This is a genomic window from Streptomyces sp. NBC_01390 (assembly GCF_045040105.1).
Taxonomy (GTDB): Bacteria; Actinomycetota; Actinomycetes; order Streptomycetales; family Streptomycetaceae; genus Streptomyces.
The window spans coordinates 10,367,780-10,392,471 of sequence record NZ_CP109551.1 but is presented as its reverse complement, the minus strand read 5'-3'; the positions used below and the strand labels follow the sequence as shown (position 1 = coordinate 10,392,471).

Below are 24,692 nucleotides of genomic sequence, written 5' to 3'. Positions count from 1 at the left end.
TCGACCGTACGAAGGGGCGGGACAGCGGTCAGGAGCGACAGAGCGCGCCGGCGACGCGCAGGAGGTCGATGTGCCGCCGCGAGTACAGCCTCGGACGGCACGGAATGGGCTTCAGCACGACGTGGTCAACAAGGCGAGGCCATCGCGTGTTCCGGCTCTCTGTGTCAACCAGATGAACACCGGCCGGGTTCAGGAGCGTCTCGAAGGGGGCGCGGCAGCGAACGGCCTAGCCGACGGAGCGTTCGGCGGAGCGCTCCGCGTGCGCCGCCCAGTCCAGGATCTGGACGGCGGCCCCGGCGGACTCAAGTCCCTGGCAGTGGGCGTGGTGCCGGCGGGCGATGGCGTCGAGGTCGAGGTGGGGGCCGAAGGACGGGTGGGCGGCGAGGCGGCGGGCGTAGGCCCACAGGGAGGGGTGGTCGGCGACACGGTGCACGGCGGCGGCGTCCAGGTGCCAGCGGTGCACGGTGTCCAGGCGTACCAGCGAGACCCACAACTCCACGTCAGCCGCGGTCAGTTGGTCACCCAGCAGGTAGGGATCCGCCGCGAGCCGGGCGTTCAGCGAGCCCAGGGTGCGCAGCAGGGAGGCGAGCGCGTCCGCACGGTCGGCGTCCTCGACGGCGGCGTCTCCGGCCCGCTGGGCCGACGCGTCGATGCCCTGGGCGCAGAGCCGCTCGACGGCCTCGATCTCCGGCTCCAGGCCGCACGGGTACAGCGTGGGACGGCCGCCGCCGAAGTGCCGGGACAGGTCGCGCAGGATGTCCGGGGTGTGGGTGCTGACGATCCGCCCCGACCAGTCGTCGCTGAGCACCGGGACCGTGGCCGCGCCGGAGTAGCGGTGCGCGCTCGCCTCGTACAGCGGGCGCAGGGCGGAGTGTTCGCCGCCGGGGGCGTCGGGTACGGCGGGCAGTTCGGTCACCGGACAGGCCGCGCCGAGACCGAGCAGGCTGTGGGTGACGGCGATCCGGAGGCAGTCCGGGTCGGCCGGGGACAGGTGGAGGCGATAGCGGCGCGGCACGGCGTAGTGGCCGCTGCGCGCGTCCCGGCCGAGCCGGCCGCGGAAGGCCGGGGCGGGACAGGCAGAGGTGGCGGCCAGTGGTGTGACGGTCATGAGTCTCCCCAGGTGTGTGCGCAGACGTACGCGCGGCGGAAGGCGTAGTCGGGGGCCACCGGTGTGGCGCGGGGTGGGCGGCCGGGGTCAGCGCAGGGGGCTGATGGCGCTGCAGACGCGCTGGAGGTCGATGTGTCGGCGGGACGTCAGCAGCGGGGTCGGCCGGGGTGTGTGAACCACCCGACTGGCGTTCGACTCCACGCGCATCTCGTTTCCCTACCTTTTCACTAGGATTCCCACTGGGGAGTGTCGATCGGCTCGCGGCCCACGTCAAGGGCGTCTCGTACGGCGGACGGTGCGGGCCGCCGTAGCCGCTGCCCGGCCCCGCCCCTGGAGAGACGCCGGTGCCGGCGGGCCGGGGGCCTTCGCGCGCGCTCGAAGCGGCACGGGCGCGGCGGGCGCCGGGCGCAGTCGCTCACCCTGGCCGGGCGTGGCGACGACCGGGCGCCGGGCGACCTGTTTCCGCCCCGCGGATCAGCCCTCGGTCGCCTCGGCGGCCTGTTTGACGGCCTCGCGGATCCGGCAGTACGTGCCGCAGCGGCAGACGTTCTCGATCCGGTCGATGTCCGCGTCGGTCGGCTCGGAGGTCCGCCGGAGCAGCGCCACCGCCGCCATGATCTGGCCCGGCTGGCAGAAACCGCACTGCGCGACATCCTGGTCGAGCCACGCCTGCTGGACGGGGTGCAGGGTGTCGCCGTCGGCCAGCCCCTCGATGGTGGTGACCTTGCGGCCCGCGCAGTCGGCGACGGGCACGACGCAGGGCTGGATCTCCGCGTCGTCGAGATGGCTGGTGCAGGCGCGGCAGACCCCGACCCCGCAGCCGTACTTGGGGCCGGTCACGTGGAGCAGGTCGCGCAGCACCCACAGCAGCGGCATGTCGGCCGGGGCCTCGACGGTGACCGGTTCGCCGTTGAGGTCGAAGGTGTAGCGGGGCATCAGTACCTCTCGGAGGGCGCGTAGGAGTGGCGGTTGCCGGCTGGTCAGAAGGTGAGCGGGAAGCGGCGGGGCTTGCTGCCGGTCGCCCGGGCGTAGGCGTTGGCGACCGCGCCCGCCGCGGCCGGCACCCCGAGTTCTCCGGCGCCGCCGGGCTCCCCCGTGGACGGCATGATGTGCGCCTCGAAACGGAGGGGAGCGTGCCGCTGGCGGGCATAGCGGAAGTCGTCGAAGCTGCCCTCGCGGATCGCGCCCCGGTCGACGTGGAGGCCGGCCCGCAGCACGGTGGAGATGCCGTCGATCGTGGCGCCCATGAGCTGGGCCTCGAGTCCGCGTGGATTCACGGCCGTTCCGACGTCGGCCGCCAGCACCGCCCTGGTCACCCGGGGGTTCTTCGGGTCGGTGGCGTCGATCTCGATCAGACAGGCCACGCAGGATCCGTACTCCTCGTGGACCGCCATGCCCTGTCCGTGTCCGGCCGGGAGGGTCCGCCCCCAACTCCCCGCGGACGCCGCCTTGTCGAGTACGGCGCGCACGGAGCTGCTCCGGAGCACGGTGCGCCGGAAGGCGACCGGGTCCTTGCCGAGGCTGCGGGCGATCTCGTCGACCATGATCTCCTCGACGGTTCGGCTCGTCCCGGAGTCCACCGACCGCCAGGCGCCGAGCGGGATCGCCGCCAGCGGCACATCGCCCGAATCCCCGGAGAGCCGGCCGAAGTTGTACAGCCCGCTGTCGCTGGGCACCGGGCCCGCCGCCGCGCGTCCCGTCCGCACGGCCAAGGACGTCACCCCGCCCTGCGCGGCGAGGCCCTCCCCCTCCCACGACTCGCTCACCGAGGACGTCGCGTGGACGAAGGCCACCACCCGGCCGCCTTTGTGGCTCGCTCTGATCCGGTGGTGGGTGGCCGGGCGCATCCTGCCGTGCCGCAGGTCGTCGCCGCGGCTCCACATCAGCTTGACCGGCCGGCGGGCCGCCTTGGAGACGAGGGCGGCCTCGATCGCGAAGTCGTGGTTCAGCCGCCGCCCGAACGAGCCGCCGCCCCGCATGACATGGACCTTGACCTTCGACGCCGGGAGTCCGACCGCCGAGGCGATGGCATCACGGGCGTCCATCGGCGTCTGGGTGGAGAACCACAGCTCGGCCCGGTCCGCGCGGACGTCCGCCACCGTGGTCAGCACCTCCATCGGTGCATGGCTGACGAACGCGAACTCGAACTCCCCGGTCACCTGCGTCGATCCGCTCGGCGCGGTACCCAGCGGCGGGACGGCGGCGCGCAGCCGGGCTCTGATCGCCGGGTCGGACAGCGCGGCCAGCGGGCCGGGCGCCCAGGTGATCCGCAGGGCGTCCCGGGCCTGGAAGGCATGGTGGAAGGTGTCCGCGACCACGGCGACTCCGCCCGCGACCCGCACGACGGCACGGACGCCCGGCATCGCGCGGGCCGCCCGGTCGTCGACGGCGCGGATCTTTCCGCCGAGCGTCGGCGGCCGGGCCACCACGGTCGGTTTGGCGTCGGCCACCGTCAGGTCACCGGCGTACCGCGCCCTGCCGGTGATGATGTCCCGGGCGTCGATCCGGGTCGTGGGCTTCCCGATCACCTTGTGCCGGGAGGGCGGTTTGGGTTTGCCGGACACGGCCGGTCGGGTGACCTTCGCGGCGGCGGCGGTCAGTGACCCGAAGGTGGCCGTACGGCCGTCCGGTGCCACCACCATGGTGTTCCGGGTCCGCAGCGTGCGTGCGGGCAGGCGCCACTGCCGGGCGGCGGCGGTCACCAGCCGGGCGCGCGCGGTGGCGGCCAGCGCCCGGGCGGGTCCGTACAGCGAGCTGACCGAGTTCGAACCGCCGGTGTACTGGCTGCCCCTGGTGCGGGCGTCGGCGAGCGGGATGTCGACGTCGGCCAGGCGGGCGTCCAGTTCCTCGGCGATCATCATGGCGACCGCGGTGGTGACCCCCTGGCCGACCTCGACGCGCGGCAGCCGGACGACGACCCGGTTCGCGGCGGTGACCTCCAGGACCAGCATCTCGTCGTCGTCACCGGTGACCACGACGCCGGGCCGGGTGCTCGCGTCCGCCGCCAGGTGTTCGGCGCCCTCCGCGGAGGACGTGTCGCAGCCGATCGGCGCGGCCACGGTGAGGGTGGTCGCGGCCAGCGTGTAGACCATGAACCTCCGACGGGACCACTGCCGCTCCATCGCCACCCCTGCCGATTCCTGTCGGTTCCTACCGCTGTCCGCCTGTTTCCGGCGGTCCGTCGACGCACCAGCTGTCGGTGCGTCTTCTGTGTAGGAGGGGTGAGGGGGCTTCGTGGTTGCGTGCCGGCACCGGCCGGTCCGGGCGCCCCTCCCCCGGGCCCCCGGGTCCCGGTCGGCCGGAGCGGCTCGCACGCCGGACAACGGACGAAGCGCGGGCCGGGAGTGATCCCGGTCCGCGCTTCGTTTCCGTCATCCAGTGGTGTCAGCCGAGCAGCTTGGTCGCCAGGGTCGCCGCGTTGTACGAGCCCCAGCCAGTGGTGAAGTCCCAGCCGGTGGCGGCGGAGTAGGCGCCGTTGCTGCCACTGGTGATGTCGTGGAAGCCGGTGCCGCTCGCCGTGTAGAGGGCGGGGTTGGCGAAGCCGAGGTTGGCCTTGCCGGCCGCCGCGGCCTGCTGGTTGTAGAGCGCGGCGAACGCCGCCCACTCGGGCGCCGCGGCGCTGGTGCCGCCGACCGTGCCCCACGAGCCCTGGGAGTAGATCGAGACGCCGGGGCTGGGGTTGGCGTGCGCCGAGACGTCCGGGACCTGGCGGAAGCCGCCGCCGGCGGTCTTCTGCACCGCGGTCTGCCAGCTGGGGATCTTGAAGACGGAGGACTTGCCGCCCCCGCCGCCGGACCAGGCCACCTCCGTGCTGAAGGCGTTGGCCGAGGTGACGGTCAGCTTGGTACCGCCGACGCCGGTGACGTACGGGTCGCTGGCCGGGTAGTCGACGGTGGTGGTGCCGTCACCCGCGTCGTCCGAGCCGTCGTCGCCGGAGGCCGCGTAGAAGCCGAGTCCCTGGGCGGCTCCCGCCTTGAAGACGGCGTCCACGGCGTTGATGTTGGAGGTGGTGCGGGCGCTCTCGGAGGCGCCCCAGCTGATCGACGTGGTCGGAATGCCGCTGTCGACGATCGCCTGGTAGGTGTCAACCTCACCGGCGTCGGAGTTGGGGCCCTCGAAGACGGTGACGTTCGCCTTGGGTGCGATGGCGTGCAGGACCTCGATGTCCAGCTCGACCTCGACCTGACCGTCACCGAGCGCGCCGGAGCCGCCGTCCACCTTGGACACGGTCGGGGTGGGCGAACCCAGGCTGTAGTTGGTGTCGTACTTGGTGATGTTGGCCTGCTGGAACCCGTCGAACTCCAGCAGCGCGATCTTCTGGCCGCTGCCGGTGTACGTACCGGACACGTTGTAGCCGCCCTTGAGCTGGGCCGGGGTGTAGCCGCCGCCCGGGCCGTTGCGGGGGGCGACACGGGAGGACGACTGGTGGTGCAGCTGGGTGCGGTTGTTGAGGCCGGCGACGTCGCTCACCAGGGAGGCGACGGAGGCGGGCAGGGTCGGCGCGGCGTCGTTGGCGTAGAAGGAGCGACCCGACGACGCGTCCTTCCAGGTCGACAGCCTGGTGCCGAAGGCCTTCTCCAGCTGGGCGGCGGTGCCGCTCGCGTCGACGAGCAGGTTGCCCGAGTGCACCTTCCCGACGGTGAGGCCCTGGGCCCGCAGGTAGTCCTTGAGCTGCTTGACCTCGGCGTGGGTCCGGCCGAAGCGGGCGGCGAACCGGCTCTTCGTCAGGTAGTGGCCGTAGGAACTCGACCGGGGGTCGCTGACCTTGGCCACGAAGGTGTCGAGCGCCTTGGCGTTTCGGGGAGCCAGGCTGATCGCCACCGATATCCGCTTTCCGGCGGCGAGCTTGCCGGTCCGGGTCGCGCTCTTGCTCAGGCCCTTGAGGACGTCTCCGGTGACAGCGGCGCGCGTGGCGTGCGGCTGTGCGATGTTGGCCGCGTAGGCGGTGGGGACCGCGGCGGCGAGCAGCACCGGTGCGGCGACCAGGCCGAGCAGTTTCAGGCGTGACTTCACTGAGGTCCTCCGGAGAGTGGGGGGCGTGTCCCGGAAGCGGAACGTCTTCACCGTAGGAACGGCGGCCCCACCCCCGTAAGCGGGGGAACCCTTGCTCTACGTGTTAACTGCACATGTCATGTCAACGGCGTGTGTCCGGCGCCCGGGCCGGCCGGATCCGGCCGGGCTGACTCATCGTCACTCCCGGTGGCACCGGGGTGACTTGGTCGTCGTCGCTGTACGTCACGGCGGCGCCGGAGGCGAGGACGGCGACCGCCATGGCGTGGGCGAGCGCGGTGCGCGAGCGGACCCCGAGCTTGCGGTAGACCCGGGAGAGGGCGCCCTCCACCGTCTTGACGCTGATGAACAGCTTCGCGGCGACTTCCCTGTTGGTGGCCCCGCCGCCGACCAGTTCGGCGATCCTGGCCTCCGTCGGGGTGAGTTCGGGTTCGCCCGTGCCTGTCTCACCGGCGCGGTCCCTGGCGTCCAGCCGCGCCAGCTCGTCCCAGGCCCGTGCCGCCAGCGGAGCGGCGCCGATCCGCTTCGCGATGTCCAACGCCTCGTGGAGGACCGTTCGCGCAGCGCTTCTGCGCCGCGAGCGGCGTTCGACCGTGCCGAGGGCGATCAGGGTGCGGACCAGCTCGACGGGCAACGGCAGCCGGCGCAGCCGGTCCACGGCGCGACGCAGGTGCAGCGCCCCCTCCTTCGCCCGGCCGAGCGCCGCCTCTCGCAGCCCCTCCGCCCGTTCCAGAGCCGCCAGTACGCTGCCGGGCGCGTCGGCGGACAGCAGTGCGCGGGCGTCGTGGAGCACGGTTCCGGCCGCATCCGTCTCGCCCAGGACCACCAGGGCCTCGGTCAGATCCGCGTACCAGTGCAGCAGCGGCGGGTCGGCCGCGCACATCGTCTCGCCGAGCCGCTTGACGCGTCCCAGCACCTCGACCGCGGCGGCGGCGCCCGGCGGGTCGCCGGCGAGCAGTTCGGCCTGGCCGAGCACCGCCAGCGCGCGCAGCAGGAACAGCCGGTCGCCGTCCGCCTCCGAGGCGCGTACCGCCTGCTCGGCGAGAGACCGGGCCTCGTCCGCGCTGCTGGCCGCCGTCGCCGCGAGGGCCGCCGCGTAGAGCGCCGGCGCGGCCAGTACGCCCGACTCGGCCAGGATGTCCGAGCAGTGGGCGGCGGTGCGCAGTGCCTCTCGGCAGTGCCCGGCGCGCACCTGGATACGGGTCAGCGCGACCAGGGTCGCCATGACCTCCTCGACCCCCGCGTACTCGCCGATCTCCGCCAGCAGCCGGGTGACCCGCTCCCCCGCCTCGGTGACCCGGTCGGAGTCCAGGGCGAGGATCGCCCCCATCCGGATCAGTCCCCAGCTCTCCGGGCCGGTGTCGGCGCCGCCGGCCAGCGCGAGGGCCTCCTCCAGGGCCGCGTCGGCGGCGACCGCCTCTCCGGCCAGGGACCGCACTCGGGCGAGAGTGGCGAGGGCCCCGATCCCGGTGTCCGTGTCACCGGCCAGCTCCGCCTGCCGGGCCGCGCGCCGGGCGTGCCGGGCCGCGTCCGTCAACTCCCCGCACAGCAGGCCTCGTACGGCCGCCCAGTAGTGCAGCCAGGCTTCCGACCCGGGATCGCCGGCGGCCTCCCTCAGTCCCTCCTCGATCAGGTCACGGGTGCCTTCGAGGGCCTGTCCCGCGTTGCGCAGCAGGATCACCCGGGCCCGTGTCCGCTGCCGCGCGGAGCCCGACCCGGCGAGGACGGTGGCGGCCGCCTGTCCCGCCTCCTGCGACAGACCGCCGTCGCAGGCGTACTCGGCGGCGGCGAGCAGTCGTTCGACGCGGTCCGCGGTGCGGTCGGCGGGAGTGCGCAGGGCGGCGAGCGCGGCCAGCTCGAAGGCGGCTTCGGGTGTGCCGTCGCGGCGCGCCGACTCGGCCGCGGACATCAGCGTGCGGGCGGTGGTCTCGTCCTCGTGCGGGTGGGCGAGGGCGAGGTGGCGGGCGCGCTCCACCGGCTCGGTGACCGCGCCGGCCAGCAGGGTGTGCGCCGCACGGCGGCCGTACTCCGGCGCGTCGGCGTACACGGCGGCCCGGACCAGCGGATGCCGGAATCGTACGGTTCCGTCGGCGCCGGCCGTGGCGACGCCGAGCCGTTCGGCCTCCGCGAGGGCGTCGGCGGCGTCGGGGAGCCCGGCGGCGCGCAGGACGGTGAGGGTGGGGTGGGCGGCGGCGCTCGCGACCAGGAGGGTGTGCCGGGCCGTCGGCGGCAGCGAGCGCGCCTCGTCGAGGAGCCGGTCGCGCAGGCCTCGGGGCACCGGCAGCGGGCGGGCGAGGCCGAGGGACGCCGCGTCGCGCGGGGCCGTCCGCGCCAACTCCAGTGCGTACGACGGGTTTCCGGCGGCGGTGTCCTGGATCGCCCGCAGCACGCCCGGTGGTGACTCGGCGCCGACGACGGTGCGTACGAGTTCGGCCACCTCGTCGTCGTCCAGGGGCGGCACGAGGAGTTCGAGGGTGTCCGGCGGGCAGCAGCGCCGCCGTTCGGGCCGCTCGCCGTCGGACACGCGCTCGGCGGTCAGCACCCGGATGTCGAGGCCCCCGACCCGTCGTAGCGCGAAGGCGAGCACCTCGGCGGTCGGCTCGTCGAGCCACTGGAGGCCGTCGACGACCAGCAGGACGGGGCCGGCGGCGGCGAGCGCGCGCAGTACGTCGAGGACGGCGACGCGCACCGCGAGGCGGGCGCGGTCGTCGGCCGGTTCGCGCTCGTGCAGCAAGGCGGCTCTCAGTGCCGCCCGGGGTTCGGGCGCCAGTGCCTCCAGGCAGCTCTCCGGTACCCGCGCGAACAGGTCGACGAGGCCGACGAAGGGAAGCCCGGCTTCCTCGGCGGCGGGCGAGCAGCGCAGCACCGTTCCGGACGGCTGGGCACGCTCGGCCGAGGCCGCCACGAGGGACGCCACGAGAGCGGACTTGCCGATCCCGGCGGGACCGTGGAGGAGGACTCCCTGACGGCCTGCCAACTCGGCCCGGGCGGCGCCGAACAGCTCGCGGCGACCGGTCACGGACGGGACGCCCATGGCGGCGGCCCGGCCTCGGCCGTGGCGCGGCAGGTCACGGGGCAGGTCCCGAGGCACTTGATCATGCGCTCATGACAACCTTGGTGGATTCGGGTTGTCAATCGTTCAACACAGCCCACGCGAAGGTCCGTCCGGAGCCGGCGGGTCGCCTTTCCTCGCCCCCGCTCGACGTGAGCGGACCGTCGGCGACGGTGATCGAGGCGGAACTCGCCCTGCGGCCATACGTGTTGGAGGTGGCCGCGCCGTCTCCGCGGCAGCCGGAAACCGACCGTACAATCCTCGCGACCAAATCGGGGGCGACATCAGCGGGGGAGTCCGCGTGGAAACAATCATCGTGCAGTTGCCCGGTACCGCCCAGTGGGGTGTGGACGAGACGGACAGTCCCGAACTGATCCATCTGGGGCCGGGGGAAATCGCGGACTTCGGGCGCGGCGGGACGGGGGTCCGTATCGTCCTCACCGACCCGGGGATATCCCGCAGAGCCGGGCAACTGGAAGCCGCGGAGGACTACTGGCGGCTGTCCAACTTCAGCCGCAGCGTGTCGTACGTGGTGGAGAACCTGGAGGGGGCGGGTGAGTACCTCACCGTCGCACCGGGACGGCTCGGGGCGCCCGTGCCCTTCGAGTTCTCGCGCGTGGTGCTGCCCGCCCTGTCCGGCGACGCCACGTTCAAGGTGTTCGCACCCCAACACGCCTATCTCAGCGAGCAGTCCGTGCCCGGTCGCGGCGAACAGACCGTGCACCCCTTCGCCCTGGACCCGACGTCGAAGTACTTCCGCGTCCTGGTGGCCCTGTGCGAACCCAGGCTGCGCGACCCGTCCGACACGGCGCTGCCCGGCGTCGGGCAGATCGTGGAACGGCTACGGCCGCTGGAGTCCTGCCGGGACCTGACGCGCTCCGCGGTCAACTACCACATCGACTATCTCGCCTTCACCAAGCTGCGCCTGGACCCCGGCGAGGAGTCCACGACCGCGACCGACGGCGGCCGCACCGGCGCCAAGCGCACCAGGCTCGCCTCCGTCGCCCTGCGCTTCGGTCTGGTGCGCGAGGAGCACCTCAGCCTGCTGCCGCCCCGCGGCACCGGCCGCCTCACCACCGCTCAGGAGGCCGGCGCATAGCGACGCCCTCAGTCGCTGTCGCTTCAGGTGTCCGTCCCCCGAAGGACCGGGGTGGGACATCTCCCTTGTCCCAGGTGGTGGCCCCTGACGTATGTCAGGGGCCACCACCCCTTTGGCCTGCCTAAGGTGCGAGGCGAGCCCGGACGGCGCGGATCGCCTCGGGCCGGCCGGCTGAACAGGCGCAGAGGGTTTCGACCGGGCTCCTCCCCGACCAGTCGACCGCGCCAGGTGGCATCCGCCTCAGAAGCGACGCGACCGGCGGCGCGACCCGGCAGCGGTCACGCCACGAACCCTCCGGGTCCGCCCGGTCCGGCCCGGATCACCGTACGAAACGACCACCCGGCACCGAGCCGGGCTGGCAAGGAGGGATTCCATGCGCACATCCCGCAGCAGACGCGCCTTCGGGTCGCCGCTGCCCAGGCCCTTACTCCTCGTCCTCGCGACCGTCCTCGCGGTGTTCGGGCTGTCGACCGCTTCCGGGGCCGCCCCGGCGACCGCCAATGCGTCACAGGTGAGCGCGGGAGCCCGGCCCGACTTCCGGCTGCCCTTCGCCTGCGGCCAGACATGGAAGTTGCAGACGTACCTGGGACACGCTCCCGACGACAAGAAGCTCGACATGTACCGCGTCGACGGGCAGACCCTCGGCGCCTCGGTCGTCGCCTCGGCCGCCGGCACGGTCACGGAGCGCTTCCCACCCGGCGGCCTGGAGATCAACCACGGAGGCGGCTGGTTCTCCGTGTACCTGCACATGGACCGCATCGACGTGACCGTGGGCCAGCAGGTCTCCTCGGGCACGCCGCTCGGCAGGCTCGGACTGGTCGGGACCGACTCCGCCCACCTGCACTACGAGCAGCTGTACGACACCAACGGCGACAACGACGGTGAGACGGACGAAATGGTGTACCCGGTGATCCAGAACACCGAGTACCGCCTCTCCCCCTCCGGGCCGTTCCCCGACGTCACCAGCACCAACGCGTGCGGCGGCAACCCGCCCACTCCGAACCGGTTCTGGGTGGACACCTTCGCCGACGCCCCCGGCTACGCCGCCGTCGACTGTGTCGGCGACACCAGCCCCCGCTGCGCGGTCCAGGGCAAGCTGCTCAATGGCACCAACTACGTCCTGTGCAAGAAGAAGGGCGCCGAGGTCCGCGTGGGGAACTCCTACAACCACTGGTGGCTGCTCACCGACCTCGACGAGGTGGCACCGGGCGGCTCGGGCCGCGCGTACGTCTCCGCGTACTACCTCCAGCGCTGGGGGAACAACGAGGCGAAGGACAACGACGGGCGCGACATCGACCTCTGCTGACCCGGATCAGCTCGGAGAGGGCCGGGCCGGGCACTCGGCCAGCGCCGGACGGTCCTTCGTCCGCACGGCCGGCAGCCAGGCCGTGGTCCGGCCCTTCTCCGCCGTGAGACGCACCCTGTACCACCGCACCGAGCGCGTGCCCGCCTCGTCGGCCACCGGCATCCCCTGCGGGAACTGGCAGTCGGCGGTCAGTACGTCGCCGCCCCAGACCCTGGTCCGCACGACGTTGTCGATGTCGTACGGCAGCGAGGGGTCGATCGCGAGTCCGAGGCTGCACAGGTTGTGCCGCTCACCGAGCGTGCGGCACGACCGCTCGGCGTTGTACACCTCTATACGCGCGTTCGCCACGACGCTCACCGTCGCCCCGCCCCGCCCGGGCGCGGCGCCCCCGCCCGATGACCGGTCCTCGTCGTCGAACTGGAGCCACCCGGCGGCGCCAGCGGCCCCCACCCCGCCCGCGACCACCGTCAGTGCGGCGGCTGCCAGGACCCTGCGCCTGCGCAGTGTTCCCGGCGGCGCCACGGCCCGCTCCTGTTCGGCCCTGATACGGCCCAGCAGGCTTTCGGCGGTGTGCGCGGCCCGGTCGGTGTGCGCCGGGCTGAGGCAGTCGGCCGCCAGCTCACGCCAGAAGGGCGGCATCCGCAAATCCATGCGCAGCGGTGCCCGTCCGTCGGCGTACTCCTGGGCGGCGGCTCCACGAGCCGCCGGCGTGGCTCCGGGAAAGGGCAGGACGCCTCCGGTGAAGACCTGATGGATCATCACGCCGAGCGCCCAGATGTCGGTGCTCTGCCGTACCTGCACGCCCCGTTCGCCCAGCGACGCCTGCCGGCGTTCCGGCGGCAGGTAGTCAAGGGTGCCCAGGGGCGGTACGTAGGCGTGGGTGCCGGTCAGTTCCACCGAGAGGCCGAAATCCGCCAGCCGTACCGATCCGTCCGCCATGAGCAGGACGTTGTCGGGCTTGAGGTCGCCGTGCACCCAGCCCAGTTCGTGCAGGTGCGCCAGCCCTTCGCAGATCTCGGTGAGCAGCCGCGCTCCCTCCCGCACCGACAGCGGCTCCTCTCCGGACGGCGAGGAGCCGGACCGGCCGGAGGCGGACGAGGCCTCCAGCCGTTCGCGCAGGCTTTGTTCGGCCCGCTCCATCACGAGCACCACGGCCCCGTCGAAGGCCGAGCCGGCGGACTCGCCGAGGGTGATGGAGTCGAACAGCCGGATGAGCCGGGGGTGCCGGGTGCGCCGGCTGAACTCGGTCTCGCGCCGCCCGGTCTCCACCAGTCCGCGCGCCTGACGCGGCGCGAGCCCGGCCGTGGGCAGAAACTTGAGCGCGACCTCCGCCGGGGCGGTCTCCCCACCCGCAGCCGACCCACTCCCGTCGTCGCTGACGTTCCCGTCCTCACCGGCATCGACGGCGGCGGCGCGCCGGGCTGCGTATACGGTCCCCCATCCCCCGGCCCCGATCAGGTCGGTGACCTCCCACTCGCCGACCCGGTAGCCGCGCGGGACCACCTCCACGGATCCGCTGTTCACTCTCCCGCCACCCCCGTCCCCTGAAGCGACGCTCTCCTCGACGGCAGGCGAACCAGTACGCCGCGCATGCTCTCCTTCTCCTCCTCGTGTTCCTGATGCCCATGCCCACACGGTCCCGGTCCGGACGGAACTCCGCTCCAGGGCTGTGGGATTCGGCCCGGCCGGGTGCGGAACTCCGACGCCGGCGTCGATCGGATTTCCGCCCACACCGAAGGCGTGCCGGGGGCTAAGAGGCGACGGCGGCGGTACTGGTTCCCGGCCGTGGGACACGGTCACGTTCGGTCCCCCTGATTCCCTGCAACGACCGAGTACGGCAGTGCCCGGCGGCCCCGAGCCAGGATGGTCGGTCCCGCGACCAGGGCAGCGATCAGAACATTCACACGACAGCACCCCCGTTGTCATGGGATTCAGGCATGCGGAATCTCAACCCGTCGATAAGGTAATCCTCATGAATGAGAAAACGGGCAACTGCCATAGCCGGTAACAGATCCGAGCGGCCCGCTGAACCGAGCGTCCATCAGTTGCGGCTGTTCGTGGTGCTCAGTGAGGAACTCCATTTCCGGCGCACCGCCACACGTCTGTTCATCACGCAGTCCGCACTCAGCCAGCAGATCCGGGACCTGGAACAGCGCCTGGGAGTAAGGCTGTTCGAGCGCACCAGCCGGGCCGTCGCGCTCACCGCCGCCGGACGGGCCCTGCTCCCCGAGGCACGAGCGGCCGTCGACGCCGTCGCCCGGGTGCGGAGAACGGCCGACGCCCAGGCACGCCAGCTCTCCGGCCGGCTCGTCGCGGGAACCATCGGGGCCGAGGCCGCCATGCCGCACACCCGCGCCGTCCTGAGCACGCTGCTGGACCGGCACCCCCGGATGACACTGCAGGTGGTCAGCCTCAACTTCGCCGACCACTTCGCCGCTCTCCTCCGGCAGGAGGTCGACGTGATGTTCCTACGGCCCCCCGTCCCGGCCGGCATAGAGATACACCGACTCGCCACCGAGCCCCGCGTGGCCTGCCTTTCCGCGAGCGACCCGCTGGCCTCGCTGCCCAGCGTCTCCCTGGCGCAGTTCGCCGGCCGACCCGTGGTCGCCATGCCCGAGCAGGTGCCGCGGGTGTGGTGGGACTTCTGGGCGGAGGACCCGCGCCCCGACGGCAGCCCCGTACGGTACGGGCCAGTGGTCACCGACATGGAGTCCCTGCTGCACGCCGTGGCCGGCGGAGAGGCGATGTGCTTCCTCCCGGCGGCCGCACGCGACTTGTTCCCCCGCCCCGGCATCCGCTACGTCGACGTCACCGACCTCACCCCCTGCAACGCCGCCCTGGCCTGGCTCGCCACGAGACGCGACGAACCGAACATCGCCGCCGTACGGGAGGCGGCCCGTACGGTTCTCCGGAGCCGGTGAGGTACGGGAGAAATCCCCACCGGATCCCCCACCCCCGCAGGCTTCGCCCGGCCGCGCGGAAAGCCTGCACGGCGAGCCAGGACGAGGGACCGCGAACTGCGGGCGCTCCAGAACGCCGGCGCCCCCCAACGTCAGAACGTCGAAGGCTGACCAGCCCCGCCAAGCCCGGCTCGGTCTCGCTGCGCGTCGCCCTCACCGACGTCGATGGCGACCGTCCGCCCCAGACCGTCCACCGCGCCTACCGCACCACCAAGTAGACGGGCGGTCCTCGGAGTTGCCCCCTGCCGGGCGACCCGCAGGGGGCGACCGCGGTGCCGAGCCGGCATCGCGCGTGTGGTCGCGACCCGCGCACCGACCTGGCCTTCTAATCATTAATACGTATTAACGCCTACGATTCACCGGTGCTCGACCAAGCGTGCTCCGGTTCGAAGTCGCGCACCCTGGGCGCGCCGTGCGGCCTGCCCTGTCTGATGCCTGCTCAGGACTCTTCGCCACCCGCACTTCCTCACCCCCGCCGAGGCGACCGTCGCCTTGCGCAACGGACAACAATCAGGAGGCCCCGTGACTGTCCCGCATCACCCTGGCGGAAGGTCGGTGAGCAGATCCCCCATCGGCCTTGTCCCGCATGGAGGGAGGCTCGTGGTGGCGCTCCTCGTGGCGTTGAGCGCCATCGTGGCGCTGCTGACCGTCGTGCCCGCTCCGCCAGCTGCGGCTGTCGATGATGACACGGGCAGAGACCTGGTCAGCGGCTCGTGGAACATGCAGGGAGAACGTGATGGAACCGGTGGGCCGCCTGAGTCCCGATGGCTGACCGGTGTCCGGCAGATGTTTCGCGACGGCGTGGACGTGGCGGCGTTGCAGGAGGCGGGGTCCGGCCCGCCGGGTTCGTCGACGCAGACCGATCGTGTCTTCAGCGAGCCAGGTGTGACCGAGCATGTGTACCGCTTCGGCAGTACCGACGTGGTGAACATCTACTGGGCCGATGTCGGCCAGCAGCGCAACGGTCTGGCGATCGTGACGCGGGAGACCGTCCAGGACGCCGTCATGCTGCTGGTGCACAGTGGTCGTGAGTCCCGGCCGATGATGGGTGTGCTGATCGATGGGACCTGGTACTTCAGTGTTCACGCCCTCTCGCGTGGCGGCGTCGATGCCGCGGCGATCCTCGACAGGGCGTACAACTTCGTCAGGCTGCGCTCACCGGGTGCCCAATGGCAGGTGTTGGGAGACTTCAACCGTAACCCCGCAGGGATGGCCTCCCGGTTCCAGCGACACATCGTGCGTTCGGACGAGCCGACTCAATACAGCGGCGACGAACTCGACTTCGGTTTCTTCAGCAATGGGACCGACAGGACGGTCACTGCCCAACGGAGGGGTGCCGATTCCGATCACTGGTACGTCCGGTTCTCCTTCAACGCCGGCTGCCGTGGCCTGCGGGCGGCGGCAGCGACGAGCGTGTCGAGTGGCGAGGAGTGCGACGGCCCGGTGCCCGGCACGACCTACCGGGTGCGGGCGACCTCCGGCAAGTGGTCCGACCAGGTCATCACGAGCGGGGAGTCGCTCTACGGGGATATTCCGTTCACAGACCAGGTGAACGGGGATGCCACCAGCCAGACCGTCGAGGTCCTGTTCAGCGTCCGGCCGGGCCGATATGTCCTCAGGATGGGCAAAGACCGGTGTATCACACGTGATCAGTGGTCACAGGCCGTCTGGTACGAGTGCGCACGCCAAGACAAGGACTCCGACTGGGTGTTCTCCGGCGGGAACATCGTGGATCCGAACGCCAATGGACCCAGCTTTCTGCAGCCGGTGGCGAACAGCGACTTTCCCGACGACCCGTACCTGATGGCCAGAACAGAGCCGTACCACTGGCAGTTCGAGGAAATCGAGGACAACCGGAACAGGCTCGATATCCGTGCGATGCCTTTGGGTGACTCGATCACCGCGGGCGTGGCGAGTTCGGACGGCGACGGCTATCGCAGCGTGCTGTACTCCGCTCTGGAGGACACGGTCGGTGCCGGCCGGGTCGACTTCGTCGGCTCAGCCCGCAGAGGCAGAATGTCCGACCCCGACAACGAGGGCCATCCGGGCCGACGCATCGACGAGATCGCGTCGATCGCCGACTGCACCGTGGACGAGTACCAGCCGAACGTGATCACGCTGCACGCCGGGACCAACGACTTCAACCAGAACTTCGCCCTGTCGTCGGCCCCTCAGCGCATGAAGAACCTGATCACACAGGCGCTGGCGGACTCGCCGAAGGCCGTGGTCGTGGTCGCGAAGGTCATCACGACCGGGAAACCCGGCCTGCAACCCCGTATCGACGCCTTCAACGCCACGTTGCCCGGCATCGTGTCCGACCTCCGCGCAGACGGCAAGCACGTGGTGCTGGTGGAGACCAGCGACATCGAAGTCAGCGAGGGTCTGCAGAACGACGCCCACCCCGACGACGGCGGCTACGCGAAACTCGGCGGCGACTTCTACCAGGGCGTCATGGAAGCCGCGGACCAGGGCTGGATCAAGAAGCCCGACCCCCAGAAGTCGGCCTCTGGATGCCAGGCGCAGGACGATCCGTCGGACGACCCGTCGAGCGGTACCGCACTCGGCGACGGATGGCGCAGGCTGGGTGTCATCGCGCCCGGTATGCAACGACCCGCGTCCTACGACCGCACGGAGCTCGCCGAGATGAACGGCGACGACCGGGCCGACTACGTCCAGATCCGCAAGGACGGCTCGATCCGCGTCGCGATCAACACCAAGGCCCAGCCCGGGAAGCCCGACTGGAAGAACTGGGGCGGCGGCACGGGAGAGTTCTCCCCCGCCGGGACCGCCGGCACGCCGGACTCGAACTTGGGCTCCTACGTCCGGTTCGCCGACATCGACGGCAACGGCCGGGACGACTACCTTGTCGTACTCGGTTCCGACGACGAGTCCATGCTGGTGGACGTCTGGCTCAACCTCTCCGGTGACGACGGCCGGCCGACCTGGTCGGACGGGATGCCGCGTCTGCGCATACCGATGAAGAACGCCAAGCTCGACCACATCCGCTTCGCCGACGTCACCGGCGACGGCCGCGACGACGTGCTGCGCGTGGGCGACACCGGCGAAGTGCACGCCTACTTCAACATTCGTACACCGGGCAGCCTCCAGCCGCTCTGGTCGGAGAAGCTGAGCTGGGCACCAGGAGTTGCCGGCGCCAACCTGAACCTTCTCCGGTTCGCCGACGTCGACAACGACGGCAAGGCCGACTACCTCATGGTCGGCGCGGACGGCTCCGTCCACGCCTATCTCAACAAGGGCGGCAAGGACGCCGGCGGCTTCGAGGGGCACCGCAACTTCGCCAACGCATCCAACTACCCACGCAAATATGTGCAGTTCAAGGACATCAGTGGCGACGGCAGGGCCGACTACGTCGTCATCTATGACGGCGGGGCGATCCGCGCCTGGCTCAACCGCGGCGGCAACACCCCACCGCCTCCAGGACCGGTGACCGAACCGGAAGACCCCCCGCAGGGACCGAACGCCAGCCCGTAGAAGCCCCAGAGGAAGCCAGGCTCGCCGGTCCCCGACCGGTCTCCAAAAATGATCAAGGGGCCGTTTCAGATCTTCTCTGAAACGGCCCCTGACCTACGACTTCGAAAAGTCGGGACGACAGGATTTGAACCTGCGACCCCTTGACCCCCAGTCAAGTGCGCTACCAAGCTGCGCCACGTCCCGGTGCGTCGACCCGCGGTTGTCCCGCGTGATCGCACAGACAAACCCTACCGCACACCCGCCCTGCCTCCGAGCGGTTACGGAACGGTCACCGAGACATCAAAGGCCCCTTACCGCCTCATCCGCCGCACTACCGTCGTCCCACCCGAAACACAACAGGGGGACGATCATGAGCAACCCGTACAACACTCCCGGGAACGTGCCGCCTGCTCCGATACCCGGGCCGACGCCGGGCCGTCAGGGTCAGGGTCCGAGATGGGCTCGTAAGAGATTCGTGCTGCCCGCCCTCGGGCTCGTGTTCTTCATCGGCGTCGGCATCGGCGGAAGCGGTCAGGACGACGGCAAGGACCCGGTGGCCGCCGCCCCGACGCCCACGGCGACCGTGACGGCGACGGCGACCGCCACGGTCACGGTCACGAGCACCGTGACAGCCACGCCCGAACCCGCCCCCACCGTCACCGTGCGGGCGACCAGGACAGTGACGGCCGAGCCGGCCGTCGACACCAACAGCGACACCGGCTCCGGCACGGGATCGGACGACGGCTCCGGGTCCGGCGACGACAGCGTGTACTACGAGAACTGCGCGGCCGCCCGCGCCGCCGGCGCCGCCCCGGTGCATGTCGGTGATCCCGGCTACGCACCGCATCTCGACCGGGACGGCGACGGCGTCGGCTGCGAGTGACGGGCTGGGGCAGCTGTCAGGCGTTCGGGTCGAACGCGATGCCCGCCGGCATGGCCGCCGCCAGGTGGGAGGCGAAGTTGCCGTCCTTGAGGCCGAAGTTGGCGCTGCCCCAGTCGGCGGAGGTCAGCTTGTCGCGGATGCCTGACGGATAGCCGTTCCAGCCGACCAGCGCCGGGAACTGCCAGGTTCCCTTGTGGTTCTCCGGCGGCTCGTCGTTGGTGTTCGCGAGGCGGAAGCAGTGCGTTCTGATGCCGTCCTTGTGATAGACGATCTTGGGGTGTGTGCCGTCCCAGCGGACCGTGTCCCGGGTGTGGACGGTGAAGCTGCCGTGGTTGGAGGTCGAGACGTACTCCGCCACGCCGTCCCGCACCCACACCACCACGTGCTCCCAGTCGTGCCGGTGGCCCCCGATACTGCTGCCGGCGAGTGCCTGGTCCTTCTCGAAGTAGAGGCCGTAGATGATCGCGCACCAGCCGTTGTTGCACTTGTAGCGGGAGTAGCCGTTGGTGTTGTCGAGGTCGGAGGCGTCCCTGCACTGCCCGTTGAGGGAACCGGTCGGATTGAGGCCGCCGTTGAGGGTGCCCGTGGGACCGATGGCGGGGGTGGAGTAGCAGCCGTCCGTGTCGTAGTCGTAGGCCGGCTGGTACGTCTGCTCGGTGCCGTCCGCGTTGGCCGGGAGGGCTCCGGGCGGGGCGGCGAGGGCGGTGCCGGGAAAGGCGACGACCAGCGCGACCGCGCTGCCGAGGACGAGCGAGGCTCTGCGGGTGCGCACAGGTCTCTTCACGGGGGCCTCCTGATCGATGCCGTGCGGGATACGACGGTTCGGTCAGATTGGCATGCCCATATCACGGAGCGGTCACTCGGAAGGAAAGGTTCGAGGGCGCCCGGCTGAAGTGCGGGCTACTCCGGCGGCGTCGGCGTGTCACGCGTCCGGTACATCGCCTGTACGTCCAGCTCCAGTTGGACGGTCGGCCCGACCACCGCGATGCCCCGGGCCAGCATCGAACGCCAGTTAAGGGTGTAGTCCTCGCGGTGCAGTTCCGCGCGGGCGTGGGCGGCGCAGCGCAACTCCTCGCCGTAGCCGCCGTTGACGGACCCCAGGTAGGTCGTGTCCAGCGACATCGAGCGGCTCACCCCGTGCATCGACAGCGAGCCCTGCACCGCCCACTTCGCACCGGCCCGGTAGGAGAAACGCGAGCTCACGAAGTCGATGTACGGATAGCGCTCGACGTCCAGGAAGTCGGCCGATCTCAGGTGGTTGTCCCGGGTTCGGTTGCCGGTGGTGATGCTCGATGCGTCGATACGGACCTGCACCCGGGACTCGGCCATCGACTGCGCCACCTGGATGCCGCCCTCGAACCGCTCGAAGCGGCCGTGCACATGGCCCATTCCGACATGCTTGGCGATGAACCGGATCGCGGTGTGCGGCGGATCGAACAGCCAGGTGCCGGGCACCGGGAGGTCCAGCGGCCGGGCCGGCTCCAGCTGGACGCGCCGCGTCGGAAGCATCGCCCCGTCGACGAGATCGACCGTCTCGCGGTACGGCGTCAGGCCCTCGGCCATCACCATGAGGCTGTAGCGGCCCGCGGGCAGCACCGCGAGGAAGTAGCCGTACGGGTCCGTCGTACCGCGTGCCATCACCTGGTGGGCGTCGGTCGCGCTCACCGTCACATCGGCGCCGCCCATGGGCTGGCCCAACGGGTCGAGTACCTCGCAGCCGAGGGCGCCCGCACCGGACGGCAGGGAGAGTGAGAGGCCCTCACGGTCGGGGGCGCCTTTGGACCTCAGTCGTCTGAGCAGTGCGAGGGCCATCGGGGTTGGTCGCCTTTCTGTCGTTCTTCTCTCGGCACTTGACCGTGAAGGGCTGGGTCGGTGACGTACCGGGGCCTCAGCCCGCCGTCCCGGGCGCCGCGCCCCGGTACGCCGCCCGCAGCAGACCGAGCACACCCTCGGGCGTGACCTCGCGCGGGTTGGCGTACGGCCGCTGCCCGGCGACCTGGGCCGCCGCCACCGCCACATCGGCCTCGGTGAGGCCCAGTTCGGCCAGGGAACGCGGGGCGCCGAGACGTCCGGCCAGCTCCCACAGGGCGGTCGGGGCATCGGTCGCGCCGCCCAGCGCACTGGCGACGGCGTCGGCCGCGTCGGGTGCGGCGGGCGCGTTGTAGGCCAGGGCGTGCGGCAGGACCACCGTGTGGGTCTCGGCGTGCGGCAGGCCGAAGGTGCCGCCGAGGACGTGGCACAGCTTGTGGTGCAGGCCCATGGTCGTGGCGCCGAGGCAGGAGCCGCACAGCCACGCCGCGTACAGGGCCCGGCCGCGCGCGTCGAGGGACACCGGGTCGGCGGCCACGGCCGGGAGCGCCTCGGCCATCGCCCGTACGCCCTCCCGCGCCATCAGGGAGACGAGCGGCGAGCCGTCGGGTGCGTAGAGGGCCTCCACGGCGTGGGCGATCGCGTTGATGCCGCTGGTGACCGAGAGCGGGACCGGCAGGGAGAGGGTCAGCTCGGGGTCGTACACCACGCTGCGCGGGAGGACCGATCGGTCGCGGCCGGTGGTTTTCACGCCCTGCTCGGTCAGGCCCCAGACGGGGGTCATCTCCGAGCCGGAGTAGGTGGAGGGCACGGCGATCAGCGGCAGGCCTGTGCGCAGCGCGATCGCCTTGCCGAGGCCGATCGCGGAGCCGCCGCCGACCGCCACACACCCGTCGGCGCCCATCGCGAGCGCCACTTCGACGGCCCGGTCGGCGACTTCGACGGGTACGTGCATCCGCGCCTCGGCGTGCAGACCCGCCAGGGCCGGTCCGAGTGAGTCGGCGACCGCCTGCGCGGTCTCCCTTCCACGCCCGCCGCACACCACCAACAGCCGCCGCAGGCCCAGCCGTTCGGCCTCCCCGGCCGTCGCGGTCACGGCGGCCCCGGCCCGCAGCACGACCCGCGTCGGCTGGGCCTCGTAGACGAAGTCCGTCTCGCCCCTCACGCCTTCTTCTCCGGCTTCTCCGACTTGTCCAGTTCCAGTACGAGATCGAAGCGTGCGTGGCGGAAGGGGTTCGGTACGCCGAACTCCCTTGCCAGGGACGGGTCGTCGGTCTCGCTGAAGTCCTGGACCAGGCTCTCCTTCACCGCGAACACGGCGTCCGAGTCGAGGTATTGACTGCCCGCGACGAAGATGTGGGTGGTGACGGGCTCGTGGCCGTCGGCGGTGGCGATGAAGTGGATGTGGGCGGGGCGGTAGGGGTGCCGGGCGGTGGCGTGGAGCAGTTCGCCGACCGGGCCGTCCGTCGGGATGGGGTACGGGCTCGGCACACAGGTGCGGAACCAGAAGCGGCCCTCCTCGTCCGCGGTGAAGAGCCCGCGACCGTTGCCCGGCGGCTGGACGTCCGGCTGCTGGACGTCGTAGTAGCCCTCGGCGTCGGCCTGCCAGACGTCAAGCAGCGCACCGGGCAACGGAGTTCCGTCCCGATCGAGCACCCGGCCGCTGACCACGCACGGCTCGCCGGAGCCCACCAGGTCGATGTCGGCGCCCAGTTCACGTACCGGCGACTCGGTCATGTGGAAGGGACCGAGCACGGTCGACTCGGTGGCGCCCGCGTCCCCTTGGCCGTTGATGGTCTCCACGAGCATCGAGACACCGAGGACGTCCGACAGGAGGATGAACTCCTGCCGGGTGTCGGTGCAGGTCTGCCCGGTCGCCGTCAGGAAGCCGATGGCCCGCTCCCACTCGGCCATCGTCGGCTCGGTCTCCCGGACGAAGGCGTGCAGGTGGCGGGTGAGAGCGGTGAGCAGCTCGCGCAGGCGCGGGTCGGCGGTCCCGCTCATGCTGTCGACGACCGCTTCGGTGACGGCGGTCGTGAATCCCGCGCCGTCACCGCCCTCACCGCCGTCACGTGGGCTGGGTTCAGTGGTCATGCCGCGCTCTCCGTCCTGTGCGTCCTGCCGTCCTGCCCGGCCTGTCCCGTCAGGCATGTCCGAGGATCTGTCGCAGCGCGTCCGTCAGCAACTGTTCGGCGTTCTCGGCGGCTTCGGCGTGTCGGAACGCGACGAACCCGTCCGGGCGTACGAGGAGCACGCCGGCGTCGGACACCTCGCTGAGGCCGGCCCAGTCGCCGTAGGGGTCCTCGTACTCCTGGCCGGGGCCGACGACGACCGTGGCGATGTCGAGGGGCTGTGCCTTCGCCGCGCGCACCCAGGCGTCGCCGCCGATGCCGGTGAGGAGGGTGAAGCGGCCCCCGCCCACGATGTCGAGGGTGGACAGGGTGCGGGTGCCGGAGGTGAGCCAGGCGTGCGGGATCCGGGCTCCGGGGCGGGTGGTGGGCTGGTGGTGCAGCTCGGGGTCGCGGGTGAAGCCGGGGTCGGGGGTGCCGTCGGGGACGATCGCGGCGGACTCGTAGCGCTGGTTGAGGTCGACTCCGTGGGCGTTGAACTCGTACACCTTGGCGGCGATCGCCGCACGCAGCCGGGCGCGCTGTCCGGCGGCGGCCTCGGTGGCGTCCTTGCGGGCGGCGATGTTGGCCCACAGCTCCTCCGGGGTCTGCGGGGAGAGTCCGTCGAGCGCCTCGAAGATGGGTGCGGTCTCGGCGATGGACTTGTTGGCGCGGGTGACGATCTGCTTGCCCACGGGGGCCCGTTCGGCGGTGTAGCTGTCGAGCAGCGAGGGGGCGGCGACGCCGTCGAGGACCAGTTTCAGCTTCCAGGCCAGGTTGTAGGCGTCCTGGATGGAGGTGTTCGAGCCGAGCCCGTTGGACGGCGGGTGCCGGTGGACGGCGTCGCCGGCGCAGAGGACGCGTCCGTTGGCGTAGGTCTCCGCGTACATCTCGTTGACCGTCCAGGCCGAGGACGACTTGATGGTGACGGGGATGTCGTCGTCGCCGACGAGCCTGCGGACGATCGATTCGGCGTACTCGGTGGTGAGGTCGGGGGCGCCGGCGGTCACGTCGTAGCCCCAGACGATCATCCACTCGTTCCAGGGGCGGACGTTGCGGACGAGGCCCGCGCCGATGCCGCCGACGGTGGCGCCGGGGGCGAGGACCCAGTAGAGGGTGGAGGGGCGGTGGGCCGTGTACCGGGTGAGGTCGGCGTCGAAGACGATGTTGATGCTGCCCGCGACGCCCATCTGGCCGCCCATGGGCAGTCCGGCGTCCTCGGCGACCTTGGACCGGCCGCCGTCGGCGCCGATCAGGTAGCGGGCGCGGATCTCGTACGTGTCGCCGCGCAGCCGGTCGCGGACGGTGGCCGTGACACCGGCGTCGTCCTGAGTGTGCGTCAGGTACTCGGTCTGGAACCGGAGTTGGGTGCCGCGTGCGACGGCGGCGTCGACCAGGACCGGTTCCATCAGATGCTGCGGCAGGTCGCACATGCGGGTGGGACTGGCCAGTTCGTGCGCGGCCTGGACGAGCGGGTCGTTGCCCCAGGAGCGGACCCGGCCCAGTTCCTCGCCGGCCAGGCTGGTGCAGAAGGTGGTGTTGCCCATCAGGTGCTGGGGCGTCGCTCTGGCGACCACGTCCCGCTCGACGCCGAGGTCGCGCAGGACCTCCATCGTGCGCTGGTTGGTGATGTGCGCGCGGGGTGTGTCGGCGAGGCTCGCGTACCGGGTGACGACGATGTTGGGTACGCCGTAGGTGCTCAGCGCGAGCGCGGCCGACGCCCCGGCCGGGCCGCTGCCCACGATCAGTACGTCGGTGTCGACAACGGTATGCACGGGAAGCACTCCAAACGGTGGACAGGCCGCGTCCGGGAACAGCCGGGCGGCCAACCATGATCGTGGAGCGGTATGGCCGTGCGTGGGTGTCTCAATACGAGACACCCGGTA

18 protein-coding genes and 1 tRNA gene are annotated in these 24,692 nt (G+C 71.4%); 5 read left to right on the top strand and 14 right to left on the bottom strand.

Features of this window, described 5'->3' with window-relative positions; genetic code table 11:
• Positions 1 to 28: 28 nt before the first annotated feature.
• The 7 genes from OG241_RS46385 to OG241_RS46355 form a co-directional block, all read right to left on the bottom strand.
• Complete coding sequence (locus tag OG241_RS46385; RefSeq protein ID WP_405824704.1) at positions 29 to 118, bottom strand: putative leader peptide; 90 nt, start codon at positions 116 to 118, stop codon at positions 29 to 31.
• A gap of 108 nt (positions 119 to 226) precedes the next feature.
• Positions 227 to 1,108 carry a glutathione S-transferase C-terminal domain-containing protein gene (locus OG241_RS46380; protein WP_405824702.1) on the bottom strand — a complete coding sequence of 294 codons (882 nt, stop codon included), beginning with the start codon at positions 1,106 to 1,108 and terminating at the stop codon, positions 227 to 229.
• Between the two features lie 87 nt (positions 1,109 to 1,195).
• Positions 1,196 to 1,315 (bottom strand): putative leader peptide, encoded by a 120-nt coding sequence (locus OG241_RS46375; protein ID WP_405824700.1) that lies wholly within the window; start codon positions 1,313 to 1,315, stop codon positions 1,196 to 1,198.
• Between the two features lie 267 nt (positions 1,316 to 1,582).
• A complete protein-coding gene (locus OG241_RS46370; protein WP_405824698.1) occupies positions 1,583 to 2,044 on the bottom strand; it encodes a (2Fe-2S)-binding protein in 462 nt (153 codons plus the stop codon).
• A gap of 44 nt (positions 2,045 to 2,088) precedes the next feature.
• Positions 2,089 to 4,200, bottom strand: coding sequence for a molybdopterin cofactor-binding domain-containing protein (locus tag OG241_RS46365; RefSeq protein ID WP_405826811.1), 2,112 nt, complete (start codon positions 4,198 to 4,200; stop codon positions 2,089 to 2,091).
• 292 nt (positions 4,201 to 4,492) lie between these two features.
• Positions 4,493 to 6,121 carry a protease pro-enzyme activation domain-containing protein gene (locus OG241_RS46360; protein WP_405824696.1) on the bottom strand — a complete coding sequence of 543 codons (1,629 nt, stop codon included), beginning with the start codon at positions 6,119 to 6,121 and terminating at the stop codon, positions 4,493 to 4,495.
• Positions 6,122 to 6,242: 121 nt separating this feature from the next.
• Positions 6,243 to 9,209, bottom strand: coding sequence for an AAA family ATPase (locus OG241_RS46355; RefSeq protein ID WP_405824694.1), 2,967 nt, complete (start codon positions 9,207 to 9,209; stop codon positions 6,243 to 6,245).
• A gap of 262 nt (positions 9,210 to 9,471) precedes the next feature.
• On the opposite strand from OG241_RS46355, the gene OG241_RS46350 reads away from it, so the two are divergent.
• Positions 9,472 to 10,269: a serine/threonine protein kinase gene (locus OG241_RS46350; RefSeq protein WP_405824692.1), complete on the top strand. Its 798-nt coding sequence runs from the start codon at positions 9,472 to 9,474 to the stop codon at positions 10,267 to 10,269.
• A 373-nt stretch (positions 10,270 to 10,642) separates the two neighbouring features.
• Positions 10,643 to 11,575, top strand: a complete 933-nt coding sequence (locus OG241_RS46345; protein ID WP_405824690.1) for a M23 family metallopeptidase — start codon at positions 10,643 to 10,645, stop codon at positions 11,573 to 11,575.
• A gap of 6 nt (positions 11,576 to 11,581) precedes the next feature.
• Here OG241_RS46345 and OG241_RS46340 read toward each other — a convergent pair whose 3' ends face one another.
• Complete coding sequence (locus OG241_RS46340; RefSeq protein WP_405824688.1) at positions 11,582 to 13,099, bottom strand: serine/threonine-protein kinase; 1,518 nt, start codon at positions 13,097 to 13,099, stop codon at positions 11,582 to 11,584.
• A gap of 452 nt (positions 13,100 to 13,551) precedes the next feature.
• Here OG241_RS46340 and OG241_RS46335 point away from each other — a divergent pair, with 452 nt between their 5' ends.
• Positions 13,552 to 14,496, top strand: coding sequence for a LysR family transcriptional regulator (locus OG241_RS46335; RefSeq protein WP_405824686.1), 945 nt, complete (start codon positions 13,552 to 13,554; stop codon positions 14,494 to 14,496).
• Between the two features lie 642 nt (positions 14,497 to 15,138).
• The gene (locus OG241_RS46330; protein ID WP_405824684.1) at positions 15,139 to 18,027 is read left to right on the top strand and encodes an FG-GAP-like repeat-containing protein; all 2,889 of its coding nucleotides are present in this window, start codon (positions 15,139 to 15,141) and stop codon (positions 18,025 to 18,027) included.
• Between the two features lie 109 nt (positions 18,028 to 18,136).
• Here the strand turns inward: OG241_RS46330 and OG241_RS46325 are convergent.
• Positions 18,137 to 18,210 (bottom strand) — tRNA-Pro (locus OG241_RS46325).
• A gap of 271 nt (positions 18,211 to 18,481) precedes the next feature.
• Here OG241_RS46325 and OG241_RS46320 point away from each other — a divergent pair.
• Complete coding sequence (locus OG241_RS46320) at positions 18,482 to 18,889, top strand: excalibur calcium-binding domain-containing protein (RefSeq protein ID WP_405824682.1); 408 nt, start codon at positions 18,482 to 18,484, stop codon at positions 18,887 to 18,889.
• Positions 18,890 to 18,905: 16 nt separating this feature from the next.
• Here the strand turns inward: OG241_RS46320 and OG241_RS46315 are convergent, their stop codons facing one another.
• The 5 genes from OG241_RS46315 to OG241_RS46295 form a co-directional block, all read right to left on the bottom strand.
• A complete protein-coding gene (locus OG241_RS46315; protein ID WP_405824681.1) occupies positions 18,906 to 19,673 on the bottom strand; it encodes an NPP1 family protein in 768 nt (255 codons plus the stop codon).
• A 116-nt stretch (positions 19,674 to 19,789) separates the two neighbouring features.
• Positions 19,790 to 20,701 (bottom strand): YceI family protein, encoded by a 912-nt coding sequence (locus OG241_RS46310; protein WP_405824679.1) that lies wholly within the window; start codon positions 20,699 to 20,701, stop codon positions 19,790 to 19,792.
• Positions 20,702 to 20,777: 76 nt separating this feature from the next.
• Complete coding sequence (locus tag OG241_RS46305) at positions 20,778 to 21,863, bottom strand: maleylacetate reductase (protein ID WP_405824677.1); 1,086 nt, start codon at positions 21,861 to 21,863, stop codon at positions 20,778 to 20,780.
• On the bottom strand, positions 21,860 to 22,792 hold the full coding sequence (locus OG241_RS46300) for an intradiol ring-cleavage dioxygenase (protein WP_405824675.1): 933 nt from the start codon (positions 22,790 to 22,792) through the stop codon (positions 21,860 to 21,862). The genes OG241_RS46305 and OG241_RS46300 overlap by 4 nt, the downstream gene beginning before the upstream one ends.
• Before the next feature lie 49 nt (positions 22,793 to 22,841).
• Positions 22,842 to 24,581: an FAD-dependent oxidoreductase gene (locus OG241_RS46295; protein ID WP_405824673.1), complete on the bottom strand. Its 1,740-nt coding sequence runs from the start codon at positions 24,579 to 24,581 to the stop codon at positions 22,842 to 22,844.
• Between the last annotated feature and the right edge of the window lie 111 nt (positions 24,582 to 24,692).